Raw genomic sequence first — 26,054 nt, 5'->3', positions numbered from 1 at the left:
ATTCTTCTTTTTAAAGTTTTGGCTAAAGCCAGTTGAATTTTTTATTATGCTAAACCGGGCTAAAACCCGTTCCTATTAAAATCAGTTTGCTTTTGCTATAGTTTCATTCGTCTGATAATAATCTGCAATATTTTTTATTTCATCAAGGCTTAAGTTCCACATAAAGTTCAGGAACTGTTGATAGCTTTCACTTTGATTTTTAGGTTCTATCCGGTCCAGATACCGGTTCAGATTATAATTTTTTCTAGCTTCATATATTTTGGAAAAGCATCTTCCCAACCAGCTTTTATAATATTTTTCTTCTTCTTCATCCTGCAGAAACTGCATGGCCGCATAAATTCCCTGTCCATAGTCTTCCGAGTGGAAATAGTTGGGCAAAATTTCCATTCTAGCTGTTTTCTTTAATGTTACAAACAGATCCGAAGGTTTTTCCGGAGCAATTGGACTTTTAAGTTCTACAAATGTTTTTTTAAGCATCTCAATTCTTCTGGACACTTCAGGGTGTGATGCAAGGGAATCTTTGTTCAGCTTTTCTTTGTAGAAATTATAATTGTACAGTGAAAAGTCTTCTTTCTTCATCCATTTTTCATTAAAAGCCTGCTTTGGAAGGTTAAAAAGCTTTTTATACGTTTCCATCTTCAGCTCTCTTGGTGAAATAGTATCAAAATCCTGCAGTCTCTGAAGCGCATTTACAAATTCTGCTTTCTTAAAATCACTATTTTTAAAAATAACATACCCTAAAGAATCCGCCTGCATTTCGCTTTGCCTTTTTTCCACGCCTTTTTTATACACTGTATTTTTAAAGATATCAAAAGCTTTCTGATTCTGGCTCTGGCTGTGGCTTGTAGTGGTTGATTTTATATTCTGAACCAGTACTTTATCCAATTTATCCTGTTCGAGAATTTTTAAAAAGGTTTTCAGGGAATGTTCTTCTATTTTATGCCCCAGTTCATGGGAAATCACAGCTGCAATCTGCTCCTCATTATTGAGCCAGCTGTAAAGCCCCATATTGATTACAAAAGTTCCGTCAGCAAGGCAGTAAGCATTGGGAGTATTGTCTTTTGCGATCAGAATTTTCAGGTCCTGAGGGATTTTAGGATTATTTCTTTTAAGACGCTGGATTACAGACTGTATACTGGTTTCAAATTCAGATTTAAAAATAAAATCCTTATTCTTCACCTGCTTTTGAAAATCTGTTCCGAATTCTTTATAGATTTTGGATAATTCAGAGCCTGTTTTTCCGGAATACTGAGATCTTAACTTCTTTACAGTTGCTTCATTATTCCCTTCAAAACTCTTTAAAAAAGCTTTCCTCTGTATATAATCTGCAGTATCTATCGGTTTATAAATCTGGGCCATTCCCATGATTGAAAATAGGAAGTACCCCAATACAATAAGTTTTCTGGTCATAGTTTTCATCAATAAGAACAAAAATAACTTATTTGATGATTCATTTTAATTTTTATAGTCAAATTATTCTAAATTTGTTAAAGACCCATTTATGAAAAAATGAGAATACTAAAGTACATGATAGGCGGAGCTGTAGCCGGGGCGGCAGCTGCTTATCTTCTGGGATATGATTATTTATTTAGTGGTATTTCCAAAACCTATCTTAAAGGAAAATCAAGTGCACATATTGATGACGGAAATCTTTTCCCAAGCAATCCTATTGCCACAGAAGAACCTAAACTCTGGGAAGAAGATCCGGATTATAACAAAAAAGATTTACCTAAACATTTAGTTGACAACTTAAAACACTCCAGAACAGCAGCTTTTGTTGTAATTCGGAATGGAAAAATTCTTCATGAGCAATATTGGGATGGCTATAATCAGCTTTCACAAACCAATTCTTTTTCGATGGCAAAAGCAGTAACTGTCATGCTGTTGGGAAAAGCATTGGAAGAAGGCATTATCTCTAGTATTGATGAAAAGTTATCTGATTTTTATCCGGAATTTAAAAATAAAACATTTGGAAATCAGGTTACCCTTAAAAACCTGGCCCAAATGGAATCCGGGCTGGACTGGGATGAAAATTACAATAATCCGTTTCTTCCCAATGCCAAAGCTTATTATGGAAAAAGCCTTGTAAAAGCTGTATTCTCAAGAAAATTTAAAGAAGAACCGGGAACAAGATTCGAATACCAGAGCGGTTCCACACAGCTTCTTGGTTTTGCTCTCCGAAAGGCCATGAACCAACCATTAGCGAGCTATTTATCAGAAAAATTCTGGATTCCTTTGGGAATGGAACAGAATGCCAAATGGAGTACAGACGATTATGGAATGGAAAAAACGTATTGCTGCATTCATTCCAATGCAAGAGATTTTGCTAAGCTGGGACAGTTGTTTCTGAATGATGGAAAAGCCGGGGATCAACAGATTCTCAATGCTGACTTCATTGAACAAATGAGAACTCCTACTGAAAAATCTGAAAACATTTATGGAATGGGGCTGTGGATCAACCACGACAACCCCATCAAACATTATTATTTCCTCGGATTACAGGGACAGTATATCATTATGGTTCCTGAACACAATATTGTTATTGTAAAAACCGGGAGCTACTCCAACAACCCTAAAAATGACAGAGGAAGACCTGATCAGGTAAAATTCTTTGTGAACGAAATTGTACAATTATTCCAATAAACACTATGGATAAACACAGCGTAAAAGTTGATGAATACATTGAAAAATCTCCGGATTTTGCAAGACCTATCTTAAATTATCTCCGTGAAACAATTCACGAAGTCTGCCCGGATGCAGAAGAAGCAATCAAATGGAAGTTTCCTACGTTCATGTATAAAGGAAAAATTCTTTGTTCCATTACAGCTTTCAAGCAGTATTGCAGCCTTGGATTCTGGCTGCATCAGGAGATGAAAACATTAAAGGAGATAGAAACAACAGCTGAAAGAAGCTCAATGTTCAGCTTAGGAAAAGTAACAAGGATTGAAGATCTTCCGTCAAAACCTCAGCTTAAAAAAGCGATTAAAGAAGCCATGGATCTTACAGATATGGGAGTTACGATGAAGAAGGCCGCACCTTCCAAAACAGAAATGGAAATCCCTGACTATTTTCAGTCAGCCCTAGATGCTCGACCTGAAGCGCTGGAAATTTTTGGAAAGGCTTCCCCGTCCTTCAGAAAGGAATATATTTCCTGGATTACGGAAGCCAAAACAGAAACCACCAGAAATAAAAGAATGGAACAGTCTCTGGAATGGATAGCCGAAGGTAAGGGAAGAAACTGGAAATATGAAAGAAAGTAAATCTAATTACACATACATATCCTAATCTTTAAAATGCCTGAAGGGCAGCCATAAGCTCAGTATATGATACATTTTGACCTTCCTTCAATACTTTCCCGGTTTCAGATTCCTCAATAATAATATAAGTAACTGATTTTAAATGTTTTACTTTTCATTAAAAAAAAAGCAGAATTTTTGAATTAAAATAATTCCTAATGAAATCTGAAGTTAGCTTCTGGCAATGTGTTTTTTTTCAGGAAAGCTTCATATTCCGGAGACAGTTTTGCACGTCCAAAGGTGTTTTCACCACTCATGCTTCCAAGGCGGACTTTATCCTTCCCAAATTTCCGGTTCATGGCATCCATGGCTTTCATCACGGGAAGATGCTGATTTTGTATGTCTTCCTCGAAAAGACTGATCTGTCTCTGATCTTCGGGTACAAAATCATTCACCATCACCCCTGCTCTTTTATAATGAAATCCATCTCTGTAAACAGCTTCGAAAAGTTCATTAACCACTCTTCCTATTAAGATTGATGAATTGGTAGGATTGGAAAGAATCCGGGTCATTGCATTTCTGTATTCAGGCAGATCTTTTCTAAAACGGTTGGTCTGTACAAAAACGGTAATCATTTTACAACAGGTATTCTGCTTTCTTAATCTTTCTGAGCAGTACATTCCAAAAGTTTCTACTCTTTCCCTTACTTCTTCTTTTTTTGTAAGCATCTGCATAAAGCTTCGGGTAACAGCAATAGATTTTTTAGGAGAAGGAGCGTCCAGTTCCAGCTGACGAATTCCCTTCAGCTCATTGATCATCCTTACTCCATGAATTCCCATTATCTTCCTAACCCATATTTCAGGTTTCTGAAGAAGATCCCAGGCTTTATAGACGCCACTATCGTTCATTTTAACGGCCAGTCTTCTTCCTATTCCCCAAACGTCTCCGATATTAAGCCACTTCAGTGCCTTTTCAATTTTTTCAGGAGTATCCAGAATATAAACCCCGTTAAAATTATCCGGAAAATCTTTTACAATTCTATTCGCAACTTTGCATAAAGTCTTAGTGGGAGCAATTCCGATACTTACAGGAATATTTTCCTTCTCATCAATCTCTTTTTTGATTTGAGAACAATATTCATAAATATCAATATACTTAAACCCTGTTAAATCAAGGAAAAGCTCATCAATACTGTAAACTTCATAATCAAGAACATAGGATTTGGCAATATTGATCACTTGCTGACTTTTATAATTATACAATTCAAATTTTGCAGAAAAACTTTTCACATCATACTTTTGAAAAAGCTCCTTGTACTTGAATGCCGGGGCTGCCATGGGAATTCCCAGATCTTTTGCTTCTTTACTTCTGGATACAACACACCCATCGTTGTTGGAAAGAACCACAACAGGTTTGCCCTCAAGATCAGGATCTAAAGTCCTTTCACATGAAACAAAAAAGTTATTACAATCTACGAGTGCATACATGACAATTACATGATAAATATCTACACAAAATTAGAGTTTTTAAAGAATAAAATAATCTTTTACACCATAATTAACATCATATTTAACAGTCTGAAAAACAAATAAATAAAATTCTTAAACACGACACATTTTGTCGCATTAGTGTTTTAATTTTGTGTTCAAAAACATTTATCTAATCACTTTTCCTGGATCCGGAAATTCCCAAAAAAATTAAATAAAACACGTCAAGTTTCGTCGCTTCTGCTCTATACTTTTGTATCATAACAAAATAAGAAATATGGACAAAGTAACCTTGGAACGAATTCAGAAGCTTCATCCGTTGGTAAGAGATGAAGTAAAACAAATTATAAAGGAATGTGATGAAGCACTCACCGGAAGAGCCAAGATAAGAGTTACCCAGGGATTAAGATCTTTTGAAGAGCAGGAGAAACTTTATGCAATCGGAAGAATTACTTCAGCAAAAAAGGTGACCAATGCCAAGGCAGGACAAAGTATCCACAATTATGGTCTTGCCGTAGATATCTGCCTAATGATTGACCGAAAAACGGTAAGCTGGGATACGGCAAAAGATTGGGATAATGACAAAGTTGCTGATTGGTATGAGTGCGTAAAAATCTTTGCCCGACATGGCTGGGACTGGGGCGGAAACTGGAAAACCTTCAAAGACCTTCCCCACTTCGAAAAAAAGAATATCCCCTCTAAAAAAGGTCCTTTAAAAACCAGCTGGAGAATGCTTCTGAAGATGCCCAGAGATAAGCAGAATTATGTTGTCTTTTAGCTTCCATTTATCAAACCACAAAAAAACTAACCCTCTGGTTTAAAGCTATTTTTTTTGATAAAATTAATTAGAATCATTTATAACACGACAAGTTCTGTCGCTTCCTCCGTCTATCTTTGCTTTAGAAGAAAACACCAAAAGCAATCCTTATAATAAGCTGAAACCAATAGATATTTTTCGGAAATCTATTGGTTTTACTTGTCTAAAGTTGCCAAGTGTTTCTTTAAAAAAATGAAAAAATAACATGAAAAAGACAACCATTCTTTCTTTGGACGGGGGTGGAATAAGAGGAATCATCACCTGCATTATTCTACGTTACATAGAAGAGCAGCTCCAGTATTATGATAAGCCCACAGCAAAGCTTGGGGATTATTTTGATCTGGTGGCAGGCAGCAGTACCGGAGGTCTGATTGCTTCTATTATTCTATGTCCCGACGAAACCCGAAAAGCAAAATATTCTATTCAGAAAGGACTAGAATTATATGCGGAAAAGGGCGGCGATATCTTCCAGGTTTCCTTTTGGGAAAGACTGGTTAATCCATTCGGATTATTGAATGAAAAAATTCCACAGGAATCACTTGAAAGGAATTTAAATGACTTTTTTGGAAATTTAGAACTAAAAGAATTAATAAAACCATGTTTAATAACAAGTTATGATATTGAGAACAGAAGAGCAAAACTTTTCAACTCATGGAATGCTAACCTCAGCACAGATAACTTCTACGTAAAAGATATCTGTAGGGCAACTTCAGCTGCTCCCACCTATTTTAGTCCGGTGCAGATCAAATCCATGTATGGACAGATCTTCAGCCTGATTGACGGAGGGATGTTTGCCAATAATCCTGCCCTCTGTGCTTATGCAGAAGCAAGAAAAATTCCTTTTGCAGAGGTTTTAAAAAACCATCAGAAAGCCAACCATCCGAGTGTAAATGATATGATTATTGTTTCTATCGGAACAGGAATTGAAGCCAGACCTTATCCTTTTAAAAAACTTGAAAAAGCCGGAAAAATTGGCTGGGTAAGCCCGATTATTGATATTTTAATGTCTGCCAATGCAGAAACAGTAGATTATCAGTTGGAACAGATGTTTCAGACACTGGGTTTGAGAAATCAGAAAAACTATTACCGCCTGAATCCTTCACTGAAGAACGCATCTCCGGCAATGGATAACGTAAGAAGATCTAATATTGAAAATCTTATACAGGCCGGATTGAGCTATATTGATGACAACAGAGAAATCCTGAACCAGATTGTTCAAAAACTCATCAGAAATAAAATATAAGTCTTTATACTTATAACTACCCAATATAAGCTTTAAAGATTATATTTTAAAATTAGAAAATATTTTTTAAACACGTCAAGTTTTGTCGTTTTGCCCCGCTACTTTTGGAGTATTAAAAGACACAAAACATCAATACATAAAAACTTGAAAAAGCCTTTGAATTCGACATTCCCCTATGCTGAACAGCCTGAAGTATGTTCAAAATGTAACCAACACTTTACAACTCAAAGCATGGAAACACCCAATACCAACATACTCTTCAATGAAGACCTCTATACCATAGAATGGAGCGACATCGAAAATGCTGAGATGGATTATGAAAACTATCTCAACGACATTGAAAACTTCCTTAGAGAAGATTTTGAGGAAGATAATTTTTAGATAAAAAATAAAACACGACACGTTTTGTCGCATTAACCGCATATATTTGTCTTATAAAACTTTACCCTGAAACGCAGTTCTGCTGCACCCTAAAAATAGAGAAATGAAGAAAGATTTTTATCTGACAAGATATGCCTTAATTATTAAAAGATTAGAAAGTTCTCCGGCTACCTATTCCCAGCTGGAGGACTATCTTTTAAACTCTTTTGAATTCCAGGATGCAGGAATTAAGAGCTACTCTATCCGTACTCTGCAAAGGGACATCCGGGAGATTTCCAATCTTTTCAATCTTTCCATTCACAACAAGAAAAAGGGAGACAACCGATACTATATTGAGAGCCGCCCGATCATGGAAGTGGATGAATATAACCAAAAATTACTGGAATCTTTCCAGGTAAGCAACGCTCTGAATCTTCACCCGGATTTTTCAGATTTTATCTTTTTTGAAAGCCGTAAGCCAACCGGTGTGGAGCATTTTTATGATCTGTTCTTCGCCATCCGAAATAAAAGGGTGGTAAGCTTTGAACATTACAATTATAAAAACAAGCTGATGACCTCCAGAAAAGTTCATCCTTTAGCCTTAAAAGAATCCAAAGACCGATGGTATCTTATTGCTATTGATACAAAAGATAAGGCTTTAAAATCTTTCGGACTTGATAGAATCAACTATCTCGACGTGGCTAAAAATCAGTTTAGAGAGAAGTATAAATATAATTTCAGAGAGCATTTTAAAAATGCATTCGGAGTAATGAATCTGACGGAGCAGAAACCACAGAATATAATATTGAAATGCAGCCGCCATCAGGGAGAATATATCAGAAGCTTCCCTCTTCACCAATCGCAGAAAGAGACCAAAGAAACTCCGGAAGAGATTTATTTTGAGTTCTTCCTTCACCCTACTTATGATTTTATGCAGGAAATTCTTTCTTATGGAAAAGAAGTAACGGTTCTGGAACCTAAAGGCTTAGTTGATGATATCCGTAATCATTTGCAGGAATCTTTGAACCGTTATCTTGAAAGCTGATCATAAAAAATATATTTCATATTTTTTGTTATATTTACATAAATATACCCTTATTGAAAACTTTATTTGTTGGCATCAGCTGCTTTATCTCCACCTTTTTTCTGGCACAGCAGAAAGAAGAATTCAGGCTTGTAAAGAGCTATTATAACCAGCACAGAAATATGCTGAATAAAGAATTCAAAAAAAAGTTTGATGCTGAATCCAATACGGATAAAAAAGTGGCAATAAAAGGAGATTTTCTCTTTTTCATGAAAAAAATGGACAGCATTGAAAACAATGCCCTGATCGGGGCTTTATTAAAGGTAAGAAATCTGGAAGACCTCCAAACCATCAGGAACCCTAAATTAAATCCATCCGAAAAATTTTCTGATGCAGAAAAGGTTGCTGATTATCCCGGAGGACTTAATTCTTTGAGACAGGAAGTTGCCAATCTGCTATATGTTGATGGGGTTTACTCCTTAGAAAAAATGATAAAAACAGATGTTGATTTTATTGTAGAAAAAGATGGTACAGTAAGCAATGTTCATGCACAGGGTGATAATTTCACCTTCAACAGACAGGCAGAAATTGCATTATATTCTCTTGCAGAAAAGTTTTCTCCGGCAATGATAAAAGGCGATCCTACCACTTATCGTTTTAAATTACCTTTAACTTTAACGATGACCGATTAAATGTTTACTGACGAATATTACATGAAAATGGCCCTGCAGGAAGCAGAAACCGCTTTGGAAAAAGATGAGGTTCCTATCGGATGTGTAGTGGTTTCCAATAACAGGATTATCGCAAGAGCCCACAATCTTACCGAAACCCTGAATGATGTTACCGCTCATGCAGAAATGCAGGCCATCACCTCAGCGGCAAATTTCCTTGGTGGAAAATATTTAAAAGACTGTACGTTGTATGTAACAATGGAACCATGTGTGATGTGCTCGGGGGCACTTTCCTGGTCTCAGATCTCAAAAGTGGTGATTGGTGCACGGGATGAACAAAGGGGATTTATCAATAAACATCTTTCTCTACATCCGAAAACAGAAATTATTACAGGAATCATGGAAGCGGAATGCTCTTCTATTGTTAAAGATTTTTTTAAAAGTAAAAGATAAGCCTTTCCATTGAAGGAATTCCATCCGTATCTTGGTAGGCTTTAACCCTTACCCAATAGTTCAGAAAATGATAATAGTAATATAAAAAGCCAGAGAAAATTAAAATATTCTCTGGCTTTTGTTTTATAGAATCAGAATACATTGATATTCATTGAGATCAGCCTTTAAAAATAGAATATCTCACGATATCAAAGTACTCTCCGTCTTTCTTCATTTCCTGTTTTAAAACAGCTTCCTGTTCCATTCCTATTTTCTCCATTATTCTTCCGGATGCCGGGTTGTGAAGAAAATGAGTAGCAAAGATCTTATGGAAACCCAGGTCATTAAAACCAAAATCTACAATTGCTCTTGCTGCTTCAGTTACATATCCTTTATTCCAATAGGGCATTCCTATCCAGTATCCCAGCTCTGCTTTATCATCTTCTCTGTCATGAAGACCGATAGCTCCAATAATATGCCCCTCTTTATCACGAATCCCAAAAGTATACCCACTATGGTTTTCAAAAGCTTCTTTTGACATTTTCAGCCAGGATCTGGCATCATTTTCTACATAAGGGTACGGAATATTAGAGGTAAGATCAGAAAAAATCCTATGCTGAAGGTATTCAACAATAAAAGGGACATCCTTTTCTTCCAGTTGTGAGAGAGTAAGTCTTTCGGTTTCTATGATGGGAAATTTTTCCATTGTATTAAGGTTAAAGTTAAGTATAAGATATGACTTGAGCTCAACCCAGCCTTAATCTTTTAATTTATAAATCTTTCCCCAGGAAATAAAGACCTTTCAATGTATGAAGCCTGTCCATCACATGAATCTTATCTGTAAGAGGTTTATAGATATGGGATACACCTCCCGTCGCTACTACGAAACAATCGTCATTCACCTCCTCGTTGATGCGGCTCACAAAACCTTCTACCATTCCCAGGAAACCATATACCATTCCGCTTTGCATACAGGTTACCGTATCCAATCCCAAAACAGATTTTGGTTTTTTCAGTTCTATGTCCGGAAGCTGTGCAGTCTGGTTGATCAATGAATTTAAGGAAGTAACAATTCCCGGAGCAATAATTACTCCCAGGGTCTCTCCTGTTTCTGCCACACAACTGGCTGTAAGAGCAGTTCCAAAGTCTATGACAATTTTTTTCCTGTTCGGATACAGATTGTGTGCCGCCACAAGATTTGCATAGATATCCGTTCCCATCTGCTTAGATTTCGCCTGAACTCCTGAAGGAGTTGACCTATCAACAATCACAGGAGTAGTTCCGTGAATCTTTTTGATCCCGGAGCTCATTACTTTGGTAAGCTGAGGTACTACTGACCCAATAATTACTTTGTCGATTTCTGTTGGCTCAATTTTATAGGTTTGATAAAGCATCAGCATCTGTACGTAAAGTTCATCTGCCGTTCTGTAAGGTTTTGTATTGATTACCCACGAAATATCACAATTATCACCATTGAAAAGACCAAATCTGATATTGCTGTTTCCTACGTTTATTACGATTGAATTCATTGATATATTTTTCAGAAGAAATTCATAATTTATAATTGAAATTCCTGCTTGATTTTGAGGGACTAAATTTAATCATTTTTATAAAAACTAGCCTTGGATCTCTTATAAATTAAGTCTATCTTAAAAATATATCTATATCAACATTTACCAGCTAGTCCTTTCTTTAAAATAACCGGCGCGGAAATAGAATTTCCGCGCCGGTTATAGTATTATTTTGTATTCATTATTTTACTTCCACAAAATTATCTTCCATATTTACATCTGCAATTCTCTGGCTGAAATCAATTCCCAGAACAGATAATTGAGATTTGGTGTAAGGAATGGTAAGAGTATATTCTTTCTGGGTCCAAGGCCAATAAGGCATTGTTTTAAGATCACCATAAATATCCTTTTGTTTCCATGTGTGAGTCATATTCAGCGGGATCTGATAAGTCACTATTTTCTTATCGGTTGTCATCACTCCGAAATCTATTGGCATTGGAACCTGACCATTGTTGATTAAGGTAATAGTTGTAGATTTTGCATCGTATTTTACATCCTTTATTCCGTAATCAATCGTTTTTGTAGTATTGATCCAATAATTATGGAACCATTTCAGATCCATCCCGGAAACTTTTTGTGCAATGTGAAGAAAATCTCTGTCAGAAGGATGCTTCATACTCCACTGGTCATAATACTGTTTCAAGGTTTCTGCAAGATTCTGTTCTCCCATAATGTATCCAAGCTGTACCAGGTATAACTCACCTTTTACATAAGATGCATATGTATAAGACGTTCCATTATCATGATGATCCCCAAGCCATACTGCAGGTTCTTCTATTCCTTTTTTAATAAATTTTCTGTAGGCATCCAGTCTTTCCATAAAAGGATTCGGCAAATCTTCAGGAAACAGCTGATACATGGTGTATCCTTCTGCATAGCTTGTGAAACCTTCATCCATCCATGGACGTACAGATTCATTGGTAGCCAGCATCTGCTGATACCATGAGTGAGATCCTTCGTGAGCCATTAAGCCCATTAAATCTTTAATGCTTTTTGCTTCACCTAAAATCATGGTACACATTCCGTATTCCATTCCGCCGTCACCTCCCTGAATGAATGCATAGGTAGGATATACATATTTTCCAAAGTGAGTATTCATGATCTGGAAATATTTGGTGATATAAGACTGTGATTCACCCCATGCTTTTGTTTTATCATTTTTCTGATACACTAAATATACTTTCGGACCTTCCGGAACATCAAAGCTTTCTACAGAATAATCTCTGTCTGCACTCCATGCAAAATCAAGAATATTTTTCGCAGTCCATTTCCAGGTTGCTTTTTTGTCTTTTTCAGTTTTTATTTTAGCATTGGCGTCATAGCCTTTTACTTCTGTTGGATTTTCAAGGATCCCTCCTGCTCCTACAACATAATCTTTATTGATTTTAATAGTAACATCAAAATCTGAGAATGGAGCATGGAATTCTCTTCCCAGATAATCAAAAGTTGCCCAGCCGTCATAATCGTACTCAGCAATTTTCGGGTACCATTGTGTCATTGTCATGTCTACACCTTCTCTATTATTTCTACCACTTCTTCTGATCTGCTGAGGAATTACAGAGTCCCAGTCCATTGTAAAAGTAGTTGTAGAATTCGGTTTGATAGGTTCTGCCAGGTATACTTTCATGATGGTTTCCTGAACTTCAAATTTCAGATCTTTCCCATTTTGTTTAATCCAGTGGATATTCTGAGCACCTTCCTGGTCTTTTGGAATAGAAGCCAGCCTTGAGATACCGTCTTTCTGCAACCTTCCGTCACCATTCTTGCCTTGGGAAGCTACTCTTTGGTCCATCATGGAATTAGGTTTGAAAGCGTTCCAATATAGATGGAAATATACCACATGCAGCTCATCCGGTGAATTGTTGGTGTATTCTAAAGTCTGCTTTCCCTGATAAGTAAATTTTTCAGCATTGACATCAATATCCATCTTGTACTTCGCAGCCTGCTGATAATAAGCTCCTTGCTGAGCCTGAAATTGTGAAATGATAAACGCAAAAATGATTGCAGCCGATTTTCTCATTTAAAATTTTATTTTTTTTAAAGGTAGTAATTTAAACAAGAACCTCAAATAGGAGTTATGTTGAGATTTTATTCTGTTTAATATGGTTTTAGATGGACTTTAATTAGAATTGTTAAATTCTTTTTGAGCTTTATTTTTTGAGGATATGGATGTGTAATTTTATCTGCTTCTCAAGAGTTTTTTGATTAAAGTAATTTGTCCCAGATGATAGTAGCTGTGTTCGATCATTCCGTCTATATTCCTGCGGTAAGATCCATATTTTTCATCAACAAAAACCTCATCAAGTTTAGAATCGGGCATCTGTTCCAGTAAGGTTGCAAACTTTTCAGAATCTATCCAAAGTTTATTCAACAGATTTTCCCATTGTTCCAGGGATTCTATGGGAGGAAGATCAAAACTGAACTGATCTTTGATCTCAAGATCTCCGCCTTCAAAAACATTGATAATTCCTGCAATATAATAATCAATGTGAAAAGTGAGCATCGCAATCGTATTTAAAGAATCTATCTTCTTCACAGCCTGTTCCCAGGTAACATCTGAAAGCTGGTCTTTAAAATTGGTATTGGCAATCCAGAGACCGTCAAGCAGTACTTCCCTGAATCTTTTTGATAATTCTGATACTGAACTCATGATGTAGTATTTTGTTTTCTAAAGGTAGACAATTGGATAATTATTTTTAAACTTCCACCCCCAGATTTTGCAAGTGACACAGAAGCTCATAAGTTTTCTCAAATATAAAAACCTCAAATGCAAAATACATCTGAGGTTAATATTATAATATTGAATTACAATTATTTTTTAGTTGAAGCTTCTTTCTTTCCGCTCCTTAGAATCCTTTCAAGGATCCTTAAAGTGATCAGATAAGTTGGTTTTACTCCTGTAAGCCCCAGTCCTCCTGAAGACAATGTACTTCCTGTTTCCAATGGATTATCAGAAGCGTAATAAGCATACATTACAAAAAGATCCGGTGAAATATGGTGTCTGATCTTTGAAGCAACCTGAATTGCTTTCTGATAATGTGCTCCTTCCATTTCAAGGCCAATCGCTTTCCAAGAAGTATTCATAAAGTAGGATAAGATATCTCTGTTTTGCAGTGAAGTTCCCAGAACAGTAATCATTGGGCCTTCAAAAGCTTTTAATTCATCATCTTTGAAATCTTCCAGCTTCAATGCATTCTCAAATGGATAGTTGTCCGCAGTTCCTTCAAAAATATGAGAAGTAGGAATCATAATATCTCCTTTTTCTCCTGTAAGAATTCCTGCTTTCCCCATAATAGAGACAGATTTCACTTTCATCATATAGATTTCCCCTTTGTGCTCAAAAGGTCTTAAAAGTTCATCCATTACCTCAAAAGCCTGCTCTCCGAAAGCATAATCGAATACCATGATCACATCATCACCTGTAAACTTACTGTCTGCAAACGGTGTATTCTTTAGATCTGTCTTGCTCAGGTCTATAATCTGAACATCTATATTACTTCCGCTTTTATCAGCAATATGAATCATTCCTTCATCCAAAGCATATTTTAAAACTTTGTCTCGAAGTTCTTTTTTGTTGGAGATATCTTCGTATAGTTTATAGTCGATCTCGTGATGCTGTTTCTTTTTAAGTGCGTTATTGGCATACAGCATATTTTTTACGGAGTGCATATTGGCAGAAATAATATGCAAAGGTCTCATATGAAGATCATTTTCAAATAAAACCTCTTTCACTTTATTCGCCCATTTCTCACCAAAATAATGATGCCCCACTCTTTCCTTTAATATAGAGCTGAAATGAATTTCTCTTTCTCTGCTGCTTTTGGCATCTTCAAGACTTACCTTTCCTAAGTTGTAGATAATTTTGAATAAACGGTCAGGGTTATGATCATCACCGAAAGTATTGTAAGCTCTCAAAGTTTCATCAAAAGATCTTCCTATCAAAGAAGAAAGATGAATAAGTGCCACTTCTTTTTCTTTTCTGCTGAATTTCTTTTCACCTTTCACAACCTCTTCGATAATCTTAAAGGCACGTGTTGGCTTCCAGTTTTCATCCTGGATAAATGCCAGGTTACGGATTTTATCGGCTTCTATAAACAGGAAGGTCAGGTGGGTAAGAATGTCATAAATTTCGGAACGTCCCAAAAGAACTTCAATATTCATCTGGTGTTCGTCTATTCTATAACAGTTTCTTCTTCTTTTCTTTGGAACAATAGGTTCGAAACTTCCTTTATCAAACCCTTCATCTGATGTAAGATGAATAAAAGCACATTCCTCAATCCCTTCCGGAAGTCTGTCTAAAACATACATCAAACCATCAAGTTCCAATTTGCTTGGAATATTCATGGTACCATAAATCTCTGGGTTGATTGTCTTCAGCAAGCTTCTGATGCTCTCTCCTGAAACTCCTCCTGGCTTGAAAAATCCTCTATAAAATAAGTGTCTCATAGAAATGTATAGTCTTTCAATAGCCTCCGTAGTTTCTCTTGCTCTAGAATTTGTCATAAAATAAATTTCACACAAATATACAAAATCTCCACTCAACTTATTTTAACTATCTTTTAATAAGTTGTTTAAAACCTATAGATAAGCGGGTTTATTTTGGAATATTTTAATCCGCTTTATTATTTTGCCCGATACTTATTGTAGTAGTATTTTGGACTGGCGCTGTAAGTATTTTCTATTTGCTTTTCATTATTTTAGAAAAAAAAATCAAGAACTAGTTTAAAATAATTGTAATTTTAATGCTATACAATTCCATATACTATATCTGATTGTATATTCTTTTTGTACGGCTAAAGTTAATATCTCTGGTTTTTCAAGCCCGCGGATGTTAACTTTTAACCATAAATCGAAAATACACCCCTCCAAAAACCCCAAAACAACCGTTTAATTTGTGTTAATTTTTAAAACACCCCTAAAAATTTTAGGGTTAAAATATTTTCAATTCATTTTTTTTGTAAATTTGCCCTGTAAAAAATCAACCCAAATATGTCAACCTTAAGATTCAAAGCATTAGAAACCCTTCCATTTAAGGATTTCAGAAAAGACAACTCTGTTGAAATTCCTGCAAAATTATCAGAGCTATTCTGTAAAAATGTTTTCTCAGAAGAAACAATGAGAGAATATTTGACGAAAGAAGCATTCGGCTCTATCATGGACGCTATTAAAAAAGGAACTAAAATCCAGAGACACATTGCAGATCAGGTAGCTGTAGCAATGAAAGACTGGGCAATGAGCAAAGGTGTAACACACTACACTCACTGGTTTCAGCCTTTAACGGGTACTACTGCAGAAAAGCACGACTCATTCTTCACTCCAATTGAAGGAGGTAGAGCCATCGAGAGATTCAGTGGAAATATGCTTATTCAGCAGGAACCTGACGCATCGTCTTTCCCTAACGGAGGTATCAGAAATACTTTTGAAGCAAGAGGGTATACAGCATGGGATCCTACATCTCCGGCATTCATTATGGGAACTACATTATGTATTCCTTCAATCTTCATCTCTTATACAGGAGAAACATTAGATTACAAAGCTCCTCTTTTAAGAGCTTTAAACGCCGTAGATGAAGCTGCAACTAATGTAATGCAGTATTTTGACAAAAACGTAACTAAGGTAACTCCTACTTTGGGTTGGGAGCAGGAATATTTCCTTGTAGATTCAGCATTATACCAATCTCGTCCTGATCTTGTGTTAACAGGTAAAACATTACTTGGACATTCGCCTGCAAAAGGACAGCAGTTGGATGATCACTATTTCGGCTCTATTCCTACAAGAGTAATGAACTTCATGAAAGAGTTGGAAATTGAGTGTATGAAATTGGGAATCCCTGCAACAACAAGACACAATGAGGTTGCACCCAACCAGTTCGAGCTTGCACCAATGTTTGAAGAAGTGAACGTTGCCGTAGACCACAACTCATTGTTGATGGACATCATGGCAAGAGTAGCTCACAAGCACCACTTCCACATTCTTTTCCACGAAAAGCCATTCGCTGGAGTAAACGGAAGCGGAAAACACAACAACTGGTCTTTAGCAACTGATACTGGAGAAAATCTTCTAAGCCCAGGAAAAAATCCAAAGAAAAACTTACAGTTCTTAACATTCTTTGTTAACACCATTAAGGCGGTTCATGAGTATGCAGATCTTTTAAGAGCAAGTATTGCTTCTGCAAGCAACGACCACAGACTTGGTGCCAATGAAGCTCCACCGGCAATTATTTCCGTATTCATCGGAACCCAGCTGTTCAGCGTATTGGAAGAACTTGAAAAAGTAACGAACGGAAAATTATCTCCGGAAGAGAAAACAGAATTAAAATTAAATGTAGTTGGAAAAATTCCTGAAATCTTATTAGATAACACTGATAGAAACAGAACTTCTCCATTTGCATTTACAGGAAATAAGTTTGAAATCAGAGCAGTAGGATCTTCTGCAAACTGTGCAGAATCTATGACCGTAATGAACACTATTGCTGCAAAACAGCTTAATGATTTCAAGAAAGAAGTTGACACTTTAATTGAAACTGGTCTTAAGAAGGACGAAGCTATCTTTAATGTATTGAGAGAATACATCAAGCAATGTAAAAACATCATGTTTGAAGGTGACGGATACTCTGATGACTGGGCAAAAGAAGCCAAGAAAAGAGGATTAAACAATCTAAAAACAACTCCTGAAGCATTAAAGCAGGAAATGGATAAGAAGTTCCTGGATCTATATGAAGAGATGGGAATTTTCAATCACAGAGAAGTGGAAGCGAGAAACGAAATCAAATTAGAAAAATATTCTACTGTAATTGATATTGAAGCAAGAGTGTTAAGTGATATCGCAAGAAACCACATCATTCCTTCTGCATTAAATTATCAGAACAGATTAATTGAAAACGTAAAAGGTCTTAAAGACATCTTTGGAGATAAAGAATTCAAGCCATTGGCAAAAGAGCAGATGAGTTTAATTACAAGCATTTCTGAAAATGTTTCTAAAATTAAACTTGGTGTTGAAGATCTTATCAAAGCCAGAGAAGCAGCAAAAAGCATATCAGACAGCCAAAAACAGGCAGAAAGCTATTGTAACAAAGTAAAACCATTATTTGATCCTATCAGAGATGCTTCTGATGCATTGGAAATGATGGTAGACGATGAGCTTTGGCCAATGACAAAATACAGAGAAATGTTGTTTACAAAATAACGTCCTGTAAAGTTCCATATTAGTTCAAATTCCCCGGAAATCCGGGGAATTTTTTTTGTTTTATTAACAGTCTTGAAAATGAGAGTTTTAAATTACAAAACCTGATATATAGAAGAAAATCGATTTGGTTTGTTAAAGAATCTTAATAAAAAAAACCGCACACTTACCAAAAATAGGCCGTTGCGGTTTATTTTTCTTTAACATATGTAAATTATATGTTAAAATGTGTTAAAATAAGATCCTGACAATTATCATATCAGGGGTCTTTTATTCGGAATCTCTACTTTTGTATTGCTTTTGAAAATAAATATTCCTTTTAACACGGATAATCAAATATATATGAAGAAAAGAGTTTTGTTTTATTTAGTTGCTTTAGTTACTACAGTTTCATTGCAATCGTGTGCTACAAATTATGTGGTTTCAAAACCAGCAACTTACACAAAAGAATACAAAACAGATGCCAAACTAGCTTCTATAGATAACAAAAGAATAGAGCAGGATAAGCAGAAACTTATCGACTCTTTCCTTGCTGAAAAAGCAGCATCTATCGCTAGTGCTAAAAAAGCAGTTAAGAATTCTGAGATTGCAAAAGTAATCAAACATAATAAAACCATTGACGGTATCCTTGAAGAAGCTGAAACATACCTTGGAACTCCTTACAGATATGGAGGAACTACAAGAAACGGTATAGATTGTTCAGCTTTTGTTCTTTCTGTATTCGGAGCAGCAGCAGGTCTTAGCTTACCTAGAGTAGCAGCATCTCAGGCTCAGGAAGGGGAAAGAGTTGAAAAAGGAGAACTACAGAAAGGAGATTTGATTTTCTTTTCTCACGGAAGAAGAATTTCTCACGTAGGTATTGTAGAAAGTGTTACTGAAGAGGGTGAGATCAAGTTTATCCACGCAGCAACATCAAAAGGAGTAATGATTTCTTCACTGAATGATTCTTATTGGGGACCTAAGTTCAGGTTCGCAAAGAGAGTGATCAACGAAGAAGGAGATGCTTACAATAACTTAGCAGCAACTACTCCCGCTACATCAGCAAATTTTTAATTTTATAAATAATTGATTTAAATAATGAAGCCATCAGAATTCTGATGGCTTTTTTATTATGCTTGAATCTGGACTAAGTTTCTGCTAAAGCCAAGGAATATTTCTGAAGAGAAAAGCAGGTTAAAACCCACTCCTATCGTTACATATCACATTCCTGAATTGAAATGCTAAACTAACAGCCTTCAGGCATCAGTTACTCTTATCAATTTCAATATCCAGCTTATACAAGAGTCCATATATTTCAGAAAGCGAAAATTTGGCCTTTTTAAGCCTGTTTAAAGCCGGATCTATTGAGTAGTTGACCGAAGTCCTGAAATCTGCTTTTTCAAGGTTTGCAGCATCGAAAACAGCGCCCGAAAGGTCACAATTATTAAAGACAACATTTGATGCATCACATTCTGTGAAGTCTACTTCAATCAATCTGGAATTTTTGAAAACCGTTTTCTTAATGGATGTCTGATAGAAAACTGAATTGTTTAAAGCACATCCATCAAATGTAAAAGATAACCCGAATGCATTACAATCATTAAACTGAAGGCCAAACATTTTACATTCTTTGAAAATCACATTATGAAAGGCCGTTCTCACAAGCTTTGTCATGCTGAGGTTACATTCTATCAATTCACAATCCGTAAAGCTGAATCCTGAAAGGTTTGCATACTCAAAATTACAGTTCCGGAAAGTACAGTTTTCGTACTCGCCTTTTTCTAAAGGATGCTGTATTAAATCTTTGTTCTCGAAATTTTCGTCGGAGAAATATGACTGTTTCATAAAAAGTTGTGTTGATGAGCTTTATTTTTCCCTCACTGATTGTGCAGATTTATTTTGAAACGAATTCAGGCAGAAAAATTGTAACCCTCCATCAACCAGCTTCTGACTTTCGTCTTCTACACCAAGCTGTTTTTATCAGAATAATTAAGTTTAAAGAAAATAAAAGTCATCATAGAGAATGCCAACAAAGAACTACCTCCATAACTGAAATACGGAAGAGGAATCCCAACTGTAGGGAAAAGTCCCATAACCATCCCTAAATTGATCGAAAAGTGCATCAGCAGAATGGAGGCAAAACAATATCCAAAGACACGGTTAAAAGTAGATTTCTGCCTTTCTGCGAGATAATATATTCTTCCGATATAAATCATGTAGCATAAGATCAGAATTGCACTTCCAAAAAAGCCCCATTCTTCTCCTACTGTACAAAAGATATAATCGGTTTCCTGCTCGGGTACAAATTTTCCCTGGGTAACTGATCCTTCACGGTATCCTTTTCCCCAAAGCCCACCGGATCCGATAGCTGTTTTGGAATATAGCAAGTTGTATCCTGAAGTATCTCTAAATGCCTTTTCACCTTTATAAAGAACGTCAATTCTTTCTCTCTGGTGTTTAGGAAGTTTTTCTAAAATATAAGGAGATGCGAAAGCCAATCCGCACAGTAAAAGAATAGATCCTGAAATCCCCGAAATAGAAATTACATCCCAGGACATTCTATGATAATTCATTGCTATCAGAATACCGGCAATTACCAGAACAGCCACTGCAACATAAATAGGAGGAACAGCTAATGAAATCAGAAACACTCCGGCAAAAAGAAATCCTATTCCAAACAAAAGACCACTCAGTCCTTCTCTGTATAAAGCAATGAAAAATGCAATAAATACAAGCATGGAACCTACATCCGGAATAGCAAGAACAACAACCGCCGGTACGCCAATAATGGCTAAGGTAGTCCATAAAGACTTTCGGTTTTTAAGATTAAAATCAGGTCCGGAAACATAGTTGGCAAGCATCAGCGCAGTTCCTATCTTCGCAAATTCTACAGGCTGCATGGTAAAACTTCCAAATTTATACCAGTTTTTCTGCCCCAGGATTTCTTTTCCAAAGGGGAAAAGTCCAATAAGCAACAGGACTCCGCCAATGTAAATAATCCCGGCCATATTTTCAAAGAACTTACTTCTGCTGAAAAATATAATAAGTCCTACAAATAACGAAATACAGAAAAAGACCAATTGCTTTTCTCCTAGTTTTTGGTCAACACTGTAAATATTTGCAATGGCAAAAACACAAAGCAGGAAATACAGCCCAAGGCCTAATTTATCTATTCCTTCAGTCCATTTCATTGCTTGACAGTTTTTTTAGCAGTGTTATTCTTTTTAGTTTCCTCTTCTATTTTTTTCTGTAGTTTGGCTTTTTGCTGTTTCACCAGCTCCAGACTATCTTTTATTCTTTTTTGTTTGATTGAATCCGGTTTAGGATCAACGTATAAACCTTTACGTTTCAAATCTGCAATCCACTGCCTTTTATACTCCGGCATGAAACTCGAGGTGATCATTTTTTTATAAAGATTTTCTCTTTTCAAATCACCTGTAATATATTTTTCAGCAATTACCGTACAGGCTGGTCCTGCCCATGTTGCTCCGAATCCGGCATGCTCCATTACTGCAACTACTACAATTTTAGGTTTATCAGCAGGAGCAATCAATACAAAGATAGAATTATCCTTTCCTTGCGGAACCTGTGCTGTACCTGTTTTAGCTAATTGTGTAAAATCATTGGACTTTAATCCTCTTGCTGTTCCTCTCAGAACTACAGCTTCCATCCCTTTTAAAACGGGCTCAAAATGTTTCGGATCAACCAGCGTTTTGTGTTTAACTTTAAATCTTGGATCAGGGTTTGCCTTTCCGTCAATTGCTTTTACAATATGAGGGGTATAATACCATCCTTTGTTAGCAATAGCAGCTACATAATTGGCAAGTTGAATAGGTGTTACCAAAACATCTCCCTGCCCCATTCCATTATAAATAGCACCAGTTGACATCTCATCCCAGTTTTTAAAATCAGTTCTCTGAGAGCCACTGGCTTTCATGATGGCTTTAAATCTTTTTTCGTAAAAATCTCCTGAAGGTATTCTTCCTTTTGCTCCAACAGCGAAATCATTATTCAAAAATTCTCCAACTCCAAAACTGCTCATGATCTTTTTCCATTCATCAACCCCTTTTGAAGGATTTCCAGGGTATTTTTTGATGATTGCAATAAATGCATATGTAAAAAAACAGTTACTGGAAACCTGAATTGAAGGAATTAGCGGATCAGCTCCGCCATGGCCTTTAATTCTTTTCCCTTTATAGAAAAAACCACCACCACAGGGGAAAATAGTCTTTTCATCCATTACTCCCATTTGCATTGCTGCCAGGGCAGTCAACAATTTGAACGTTGACCCCGGAGGATATCCGGCCTGTAAGGAACGGTCAAAAGTGGGTTTATTTTCGTAAAGCGTATCTTTTGACAGGGCGTATAAATTTTTTGATTTGTAAGGTCCGGTGAAAAGATTCGGATCAATATCCGGTCCGGTAGCCGCAACTAGCACTTCCCCATTATTAGGGTCTAAAGCTACAATTGCACCATGTTTGTTTACTAGCATTTCTTCAGCCGTTCTCTGAAGATCATAATCAATGGTTAATGTAATATCTTTACCGGTAATCACATCTTTATCCAAAGATCCGTTTTTATAAGAACCGATATTTCGGAGCCTGATATCTTTTTGAATGTATTTCACTCCTTTTACCCCACGAAGTTCTTTTTCGTAGGATTTTTCAACTCCTGTTTTTCCGATAAAATCTCCCGGTAAATAGTATGCAGAGTCTTTTTTTATTTCACGTTCATTTACTTCACTGGTATATCCCAGGAGGTTACCTGAAGTAGAAACTTCATATTGACGCTGAGGCCTTTGTACAATATTAAAAGCCGGATATTTAAAAATAATTTCCTGAACTCTTGCGATGTCTTCCCTGCTCAGATCCTTCAGAAAAGTCATTGGAGTCAGTTTGGAATAATATTTTTCCTTTTTAATAACAGCAATTCTTTTGATAAAATCCGCCTTGGAGATCTTCATAAGACTACAGAACCCAAGAGTATCAAAATCCGGTCGCATTAAAGCCTGTGTAAAAGAAACTTCATAGGCCGGCTGGTTTCCCACCATGATTTTCCCATTCCTGTCAAAAATGACCCCGCGCTGTGGAATAACATATTCCGTTTTGATGGATGTATTTGCAGCATTTAATGCATAACGGTCTGTAAATAACTGTAAATAGGCAAGCCTCGCCACAAAAATAAGGGCGATGACAACGAGGATGGAAAAAATTTTAAAATAACGTGTGTTCAAACTTTTTGTTTGATTTTAAATATTAATGCGTAAATGACTATAAATATAAATGAAATTACACTAGTCACCAACACATTAAACAATATTTCGAAAAATCTGCTAAACTTAAAGAATTCTATATACTGTACCAAAAGCTGGTGCAGGAAAATACTAGAAAATAAAAACAGTAAAAACTGTGCCCACTGAAGGGACTGAAATGAGAAAAAGTCCGTAGATGTATCGGTAGAAGTCCTGAAAATCAACGTTCTGAAATAAGCAATCAGCGTTGTTGCAAATGCATTAATCCCCCACGAATAAAGAAAACCGTCAATAGACAGCCCTATTAAAAAGCTCAATGCCAGGAACTGAAATTTATTCCTGAAAAAAGGATAAAACATGACAAATACGGGATATAATACCGGAGTATATTTCCCGAAAAGCGTAATCCTGTTCAATACAAATATCTGTAATGCCACAAGAAAAATCATGATCAATATATCAGTAAATAAAGTCCTGCTAATCATTTTCTTTTTTTATTACAGCCTGCATAGTGTCCTGAATCTTCTGCACTTCTGCTTTCTTAAGATTCTTCACTACATACACTTTATTCAACGCTCCCATTTTTTCACTCAGCTCAACGGAGATATCCCAGAAGCCGGTTTTATTATCTACAGAATATCCTGCAATAGTACCAATTGTCACTCCCTTAGGGAAGATTGCAGATTTACCGTCTGTAACAACAGTATCACCTACTTTTAATGCAACATATTTTGGAATATCTGCAAGGTGCATCACTCTGGAGTTATCACCATTCCACGTCAAAGTACCGAAATATCCTGAGTTTTTGAGTGCTGCATTAATTCTGATCTTGTTGACACTTAAGACCGACTGAACTAATGCATAACTGTCTGTAGAATTAATTACAATTCCCGCAATACCTCTTGGCGCCATTACTCCCATCTGAGGAAATACTCCATCTCTACGGCCGCGGTTGATTGTAAAATAGTTGTTTCTTCTGTTGATACTATTGAAAACAATTTCTCCATCAACAAAAGTATAGATCTGCCCACCACCAATGGTATCATGAACTCTTTTGAAAACAGGATTCTTTGATCCGTCTTTTCCGTAGAGTTCAGTCATAAGGGCTTTATTCTGAACCACAAGATCTTCGTTGATCTGTTTTAGCTTCAGATAAGAAACTCCTTCATCAATATATCCTGAAACCCAGGAATTGAACGCAGCAGTCTGCCCCGCTATCCAGGATTTCTGCATGGCATTTCTGGAGAATATCAAAACCAGAGCAATAATTTGCAGAAATATAAAGAAGACGAAAAGAGTATTCTTCGAAAATAATCTCAGCAAAAATCCCATTCAGATATAAAGTCGTAAAAAGTTAAAATTATTTAATTAAGAAATTGAACTTATCCATATTCTTAAGGGCAATACCTGTTCCGCGAACTACAGCTCTTAACGGATCTTCCGCAACAAATACAGGAAGACCTGTCTTTTTGTGGATTCTGTCCGCAAGACCTCTTAATAACGCTCCTCCTCCGGCAAGATAGATACCTGTTTTGTAAATATCAGCTGCCAGTTCCGGTGGTGTAAGAGAAAGAGTTTCCATTACAGCATCTTCGATTCTGATGATCGACTTGTCTAATGCACGTGCAATCTCTTTGTATCCAACCATAATTTCTTTAGGTTTACCTGTAATAAGGTCTCTTCCTTGTACCGGGATATCCTCGATGTCCACATCAAGGTCTTCTACTGCAGAACCTACTTCAATTTTGATTCTTTCAGCAGTTCTTTCTCCGATATATAGGTTATGGTGAGTTCTTAAGTAATAAGCAATATCATTGGTAAATACATCTCCTGCAATTTTCACAGATTTATCACATACGATACCTCCTAACGCTACTACAGCAATTTCCGTAGTACCTCCACCTATATCGATGATCATATTTCCTTCAGGCTTCTGTACGTCTATCCCTACCCCAATTGCTGCTGCCATTGGCTCATAGATCAGTCTTACTTCTTTTGCATTTACTTTCTGAGCAGAATCTCTTACGGCTCTTTTTTCAACTTCAGTGATACCAGAAGGGATACAGATTACAATTCGTAATGCCGGTTGAATGAATTTACCTTTGATTCCAGGAATTTTCTTGATAAATTCCTTGATCATGTGTTCAGAAGCATGGAAATCAGCAATAACACCGTCTTTCAAAGGACGGATGGTCTTGATATCCTCGTGAGTTTTACCTTGCATATGCTTAGCCTGTTCCCCTACAGCAATGGGTTTACCCGTAGAACGTTCAATTGCAACAATTGACGGTTGATCTATAACAATTTTATTATTATGGATAATAAGGGTATTAGCCGTTCCCAGGTCTATCGCAATTTCTTGCGTAAACATATCAAATAAACTCATATTTTTCTTCTGATTTTAAGATTACAAAGATATAAATTTAAGACTACTAAAGAAATTTCCCACCAACTTAATTTGGTTAAAATTTTATTAAAATTTATAATTCTTTATTAACTTTCAGTTTAGGTGTTTACAGACTTTGAGTTAAACTAAAATTAATGGGTTGTTAAAAGGCTGAAAAAGCGAAATCACAAAAGGATGAAAAGACAGATAGAGACAAGACAAACGGGCTTTTAAGCAGCCCTGCCTTACATTTAAAAATTTTATGTACTTCTTAAAAAAATTAATTAATAAAAACAAATAGTAAAACTTAAGAAACTTTCTTAATAGGAGCTAATTCATTTTTTACACTCTGTTCTTTCATCTTTACCGCCCTATAGTTTTTTACGATAATTATCATATACACTATCTGAGAGTG

23 protein-coding genes are annotated in these 26,054 nt (G+C 36.2%); 10 read left to right on the top strand and 13 right to left on the bottom strand.

From position 1 onward, the window contains the following. Positions 1-81: 81 nt before the first annotated feature. The gene (locus KIK00_RS16460; RefSeq protein WP_255813447.1) at positions 82-1,410 is read right to left on the bottom strand and encodes a M48 family metalloprotease; all 1,329 of its coding nucleotides are present in this window, start codon (positions 1,408-1,410) and stop codon (positions 82-84) included. Positions 1,411-1,509: 99 nt separating this feature from the next. Here KIK00_RS16460 and KIK00_RS16455 point away from each other — a divergent pair, with 99 nt between their 5' ends. Beyond that, positions 1,510-2,643 carry a serine hydrolase gene (locus tag KIK00_RS16455; RefSeq protein WP_255813446.1) on the top strand — a complete coding sequence of 378 codons (1,134 nt, stop codon included), beginning with the start codon at positions 1,510-1,512 and terminating at the stop codon, positions 2,641-2,643. A gap of 5 nt (positions 2,644-2,648) precedes the next feature. Then, positions 2,649-3,260, top strand: a complete 612-nt coding sequence (locus KIK00_RS16450) for a YdeI family protein (RefSeq protein WP_255813445.1) — start codon at positions 2,649-2,651, stop codon at positions 3,258-3,260. A gap of 191 nt (positions 3,261-3,451) precedes the next feature. On the opposite strand, the gene KIK00_RS16445 is transcribed toward KIK00_RS16450, so the two are convergent. Then, entirely contained in the window at positions 3,452-4,723 is a 1,272-nt protein-coding gene (locus KIK00_RS16445) for a Y-family DNA polymerase (protein WP_255813444.1), read from the bottom strand. Positions 4,724-5,000: 277 nt separating this feature from the next. On the opposite strand from KIK00_RS16445, the gene KIK00_RS16440 reads away from it, so the two are divergent. From KIK00_RS16440 to KIK00_RS16415, 6 genes are all read left to right on the top strand, one after another. Then, positions 5,001-5,501, top strand: a complete 501-nt coding sequence (locus tag KIK00_RS16440) for a M15 family metallopeptidase (RefSeq protein ID WP_255813443.1) — start codon at positions 5,001-5,003, stop codon at positions 5,499-5,501. A 244-nt stretch (positions 5,502-5,745) separates the two neighbouring features. Continuing rightward, the gene (locus KIK00_RS16435) at positions 5,746-6,783 is read left to right on the top strand and encodes a patatin-like phospholipase family protein (protein ID WP_255813441.1); all 1,038 of its coding nucleotides are present in this window, start codon (positions 5,746-5,748) and stop codon (positions 6,781-6,783) included. Between the two features lie 156 nt (positions 6,784-6,939). Continuing rightward, the gene (locus KIK00_RS16430; RefSeq protein WP_255813440.1) at positions 6,940-7,164 is read left to right on the top strand and encodes a hypothetical protein; all 225 of its coding nucleotides are present in this window, start codon (positions 6,940-6,942) and stop codon (positions 7,162-7,164) included. A 103-nt stretch (positions 7,165-7,267) separates the two neighbouring features. Further along, positions 7,268-8,188: a YafY family protein gene (locus KIK00_RS16425; protein WP_255813439.1), complete on the top strand. Its 921-nt coding sequence runs from the start codon at positions 7,268-7,270 to the stop codon at positions 8,186-8,188. 53 nt (positions 8,189-8,241) lie between these two features. Further along, a complete protein-coding gene (locus KIK00_RS16420) occupies positions 8,242-8,859 on the top strand; it encodes a hypothetical protein (RefSeq protein WP_255813438.1) in 618 nt (205 codons plus the stop codon). After that, complete coding sequence (locus KIK00_RS16415; protein ID WP_149834095.1) at positions 8,860-9,291, top strand: nucleoside deaminase; 432 nt, start codon at positions 8,860-8,862, stop codon at positions 9,289-9,291. Between the two features lie 157 nt (positions 9,292-9,448). On the opposite strand, the gene KIK00_RS16410 is transcribed toward KIK00_RS16415, so the two are convergent. From KIK00_RS16410 to KIK00_RS16390, 5 genes are all read right to left on the bottom strand, one after another. Then, positions 9,449-9,976 (bottom strand): GNAT family N-acetyltransferase, encoded by a 528-nt coding sequence (locus tag KIK00_RS16410; protein WP_255813437.1) that lies wholly within the window; start codon positions 9,974-9,976, stop codon positions 9,449-9,451. Positions 9,977-10,040: 64 nt separating this feature from the next. Next, positions 10,041-10,799: a type III pantothenate kinase gene (locus KIK00_RS16405; RefSeq protein ID WP_255813436.1), complete on the bottom strand. Its 759-nt coding sequence runs from the start codon at positions 10,797-10,799 to the stop codon at positions 10,041-10,043. A 223-nt stretch (positions 10,800-11,022) separates the two neighbouring features. Then, complete coding sequence (locus tag KIK00_RS16400) at positions 11,023-12,861, bottom strand: M1 family metallopeptidase (RefSeq protein WP_255813435.1); 1,839 nt, start codon at positions 12,859-12,861, stop codon at positions 11,023-11,025. A 159-nt stretch (positions 12,862-13,020) separates the two neighbouring features. Continuing rightward, on the bottom strand, positions 13,021-13,491 hold the full coding sequence (locus KIK00_RS16395) for a DinB family protein (protein ID WP_255813434.1): 471 nt from the start codon (positions 13,489-13,491) through the stop codon (positions 13,021-13,023). A 161-nt stretch (positions 13,492-13,652) separates the two neighbouring features. Continuing rightward, positions 13,653-15,344 (bottom strand): hypothetical protein, encoded by a 1,692-nt coding sequence (locus KIK00_RS16390; protein WP_255813433.1) that lies wholly within the window; start codon positions 15,342-15,344, stop codon positions 13,653-13,655. A 486-nt stretch (positions 15,345-15,830) separates the two neighbouring features. Between KIK00_RS16390 and KIK00_RS16385 the strand changes: the two genes are divergently transcribed. Further along, positions 15,831-18,026: a glutamine synthetase III gene (locus KIK00_RS16385; protein ID WP_255813432.1), complete on the top strand. Its 2,196-nt coding sequence runs from the start codon at positions 15,831-15,833 to the stop codon at positions 18,024-18,026. Between the two features lie 339 nt (positions 18,027-18,365). Continuing rightward, a complete protein-coding gene (locus KIK00_RS16380) occupies positions 18,366-19,076 on the top strand; it encodes a C40 family peptidase (RefSeq protein ID WP_255813431.1) in 711 nt (236 codons plus the stop codon). 189 nt (positions 19,077-19,265) lie between these two features. On the opposite strand, the gene KIK00_RS16375 is transcribed toward KIK00_RS16380, so the two are convergent. From KIK00_RS16375 to KIK00_RS16350, 6 genes are all read right to left on the bottom strand, one after another. Then, positions 19,266-19,847, bottom strand: a complete 582-nt coding sequence (locus KIK00_RS16375) for a pentapeptide repeat-containing protein (RefSeq protein WP_255813430.1) — start codon at positions 19,845-19,847, stop codon at positions 19,266-19,268. A 116-nt stretch (positions 19,848-19,963) separates the two neighbouring features. After that, positions 19,964-21,193, bottom strand: coding sequence for a rod shape-determining protein RodA (gene rodA, locus KIK00_RS16370; RefSeq protein ID WP_255813429.1), 1,230 nt, complete (start codon positions 21,191-21,193; stop codon positions 19,964-19,966). Beyond that, entirely contained in the window at positions 21,190-23,235 is a 2,046-nt protein-coding gene (locus KIK00_RS16365) for a penicillin-binding protein 2 (protein WP_255813428.1), read from the bottom strand. Before KIK00_RS16365 ends, rodA begins: the two co-directional genes overlap by 4 nt. Then, positions 23,232-23,738, bottom strand: a complete 507-nt coding sequence (locus KIK00_RS16360) for a hypothetical protein (protein WP_002982456.1) — start codon at positions 23,736-23,738, stop codon at positions 23,232-23,234. Before KIK00_RS16360 ends, KIK00_RS16365 begins: the two co-directional genes overlap by 4 nt. Further along, the gene (mreC, locus tag KIK00_RS16355; protein ID WP_047376236.1) at positions 23,731-24,585 is read right to left on the bottom strand and encodes a rod shape-determining protein MreC; all 855 of its coding nucleotides are present in this window, start codon (positions 24,583-24,585) and stop codon (positions 23,731-23,733) included. Before mreC ends, KIK00_RS16360 begins: the two co-directional genes overlap by 8 nt. A 28-nt stretch (positions 24,586-24,613) precedes the next feature. After that, positions 24,614-25,639 carry a rod shape-determining protein gene (locus tag KIK00_RS16350; RefSeq protein ID WP_045491741.1) on the bottom strand — a complete coding sequence of 342 codons (1,026 nt, stop codon included), beginning with the start codon at positions 25,637-25,639 and terminating at the stop codon, positions 24,614-24,616. Between the last annotated feature and the right edge of the window lie 415 nt (positions 25,640-26,054).

This window comes from Chryseobacterium sp. MA9 (assembly GCF_024399315.1).
Taxonomy (GTDB): Bacteria; Bacteroidota; Bacteroidia; order Flavobacteriales; family Weeksellaceae; genus Chryseobacterium.
Note: the sequence above shows the minus strand (reverse complement) of the source record. Positions and strands in the feature narration are given on the sequence as shown.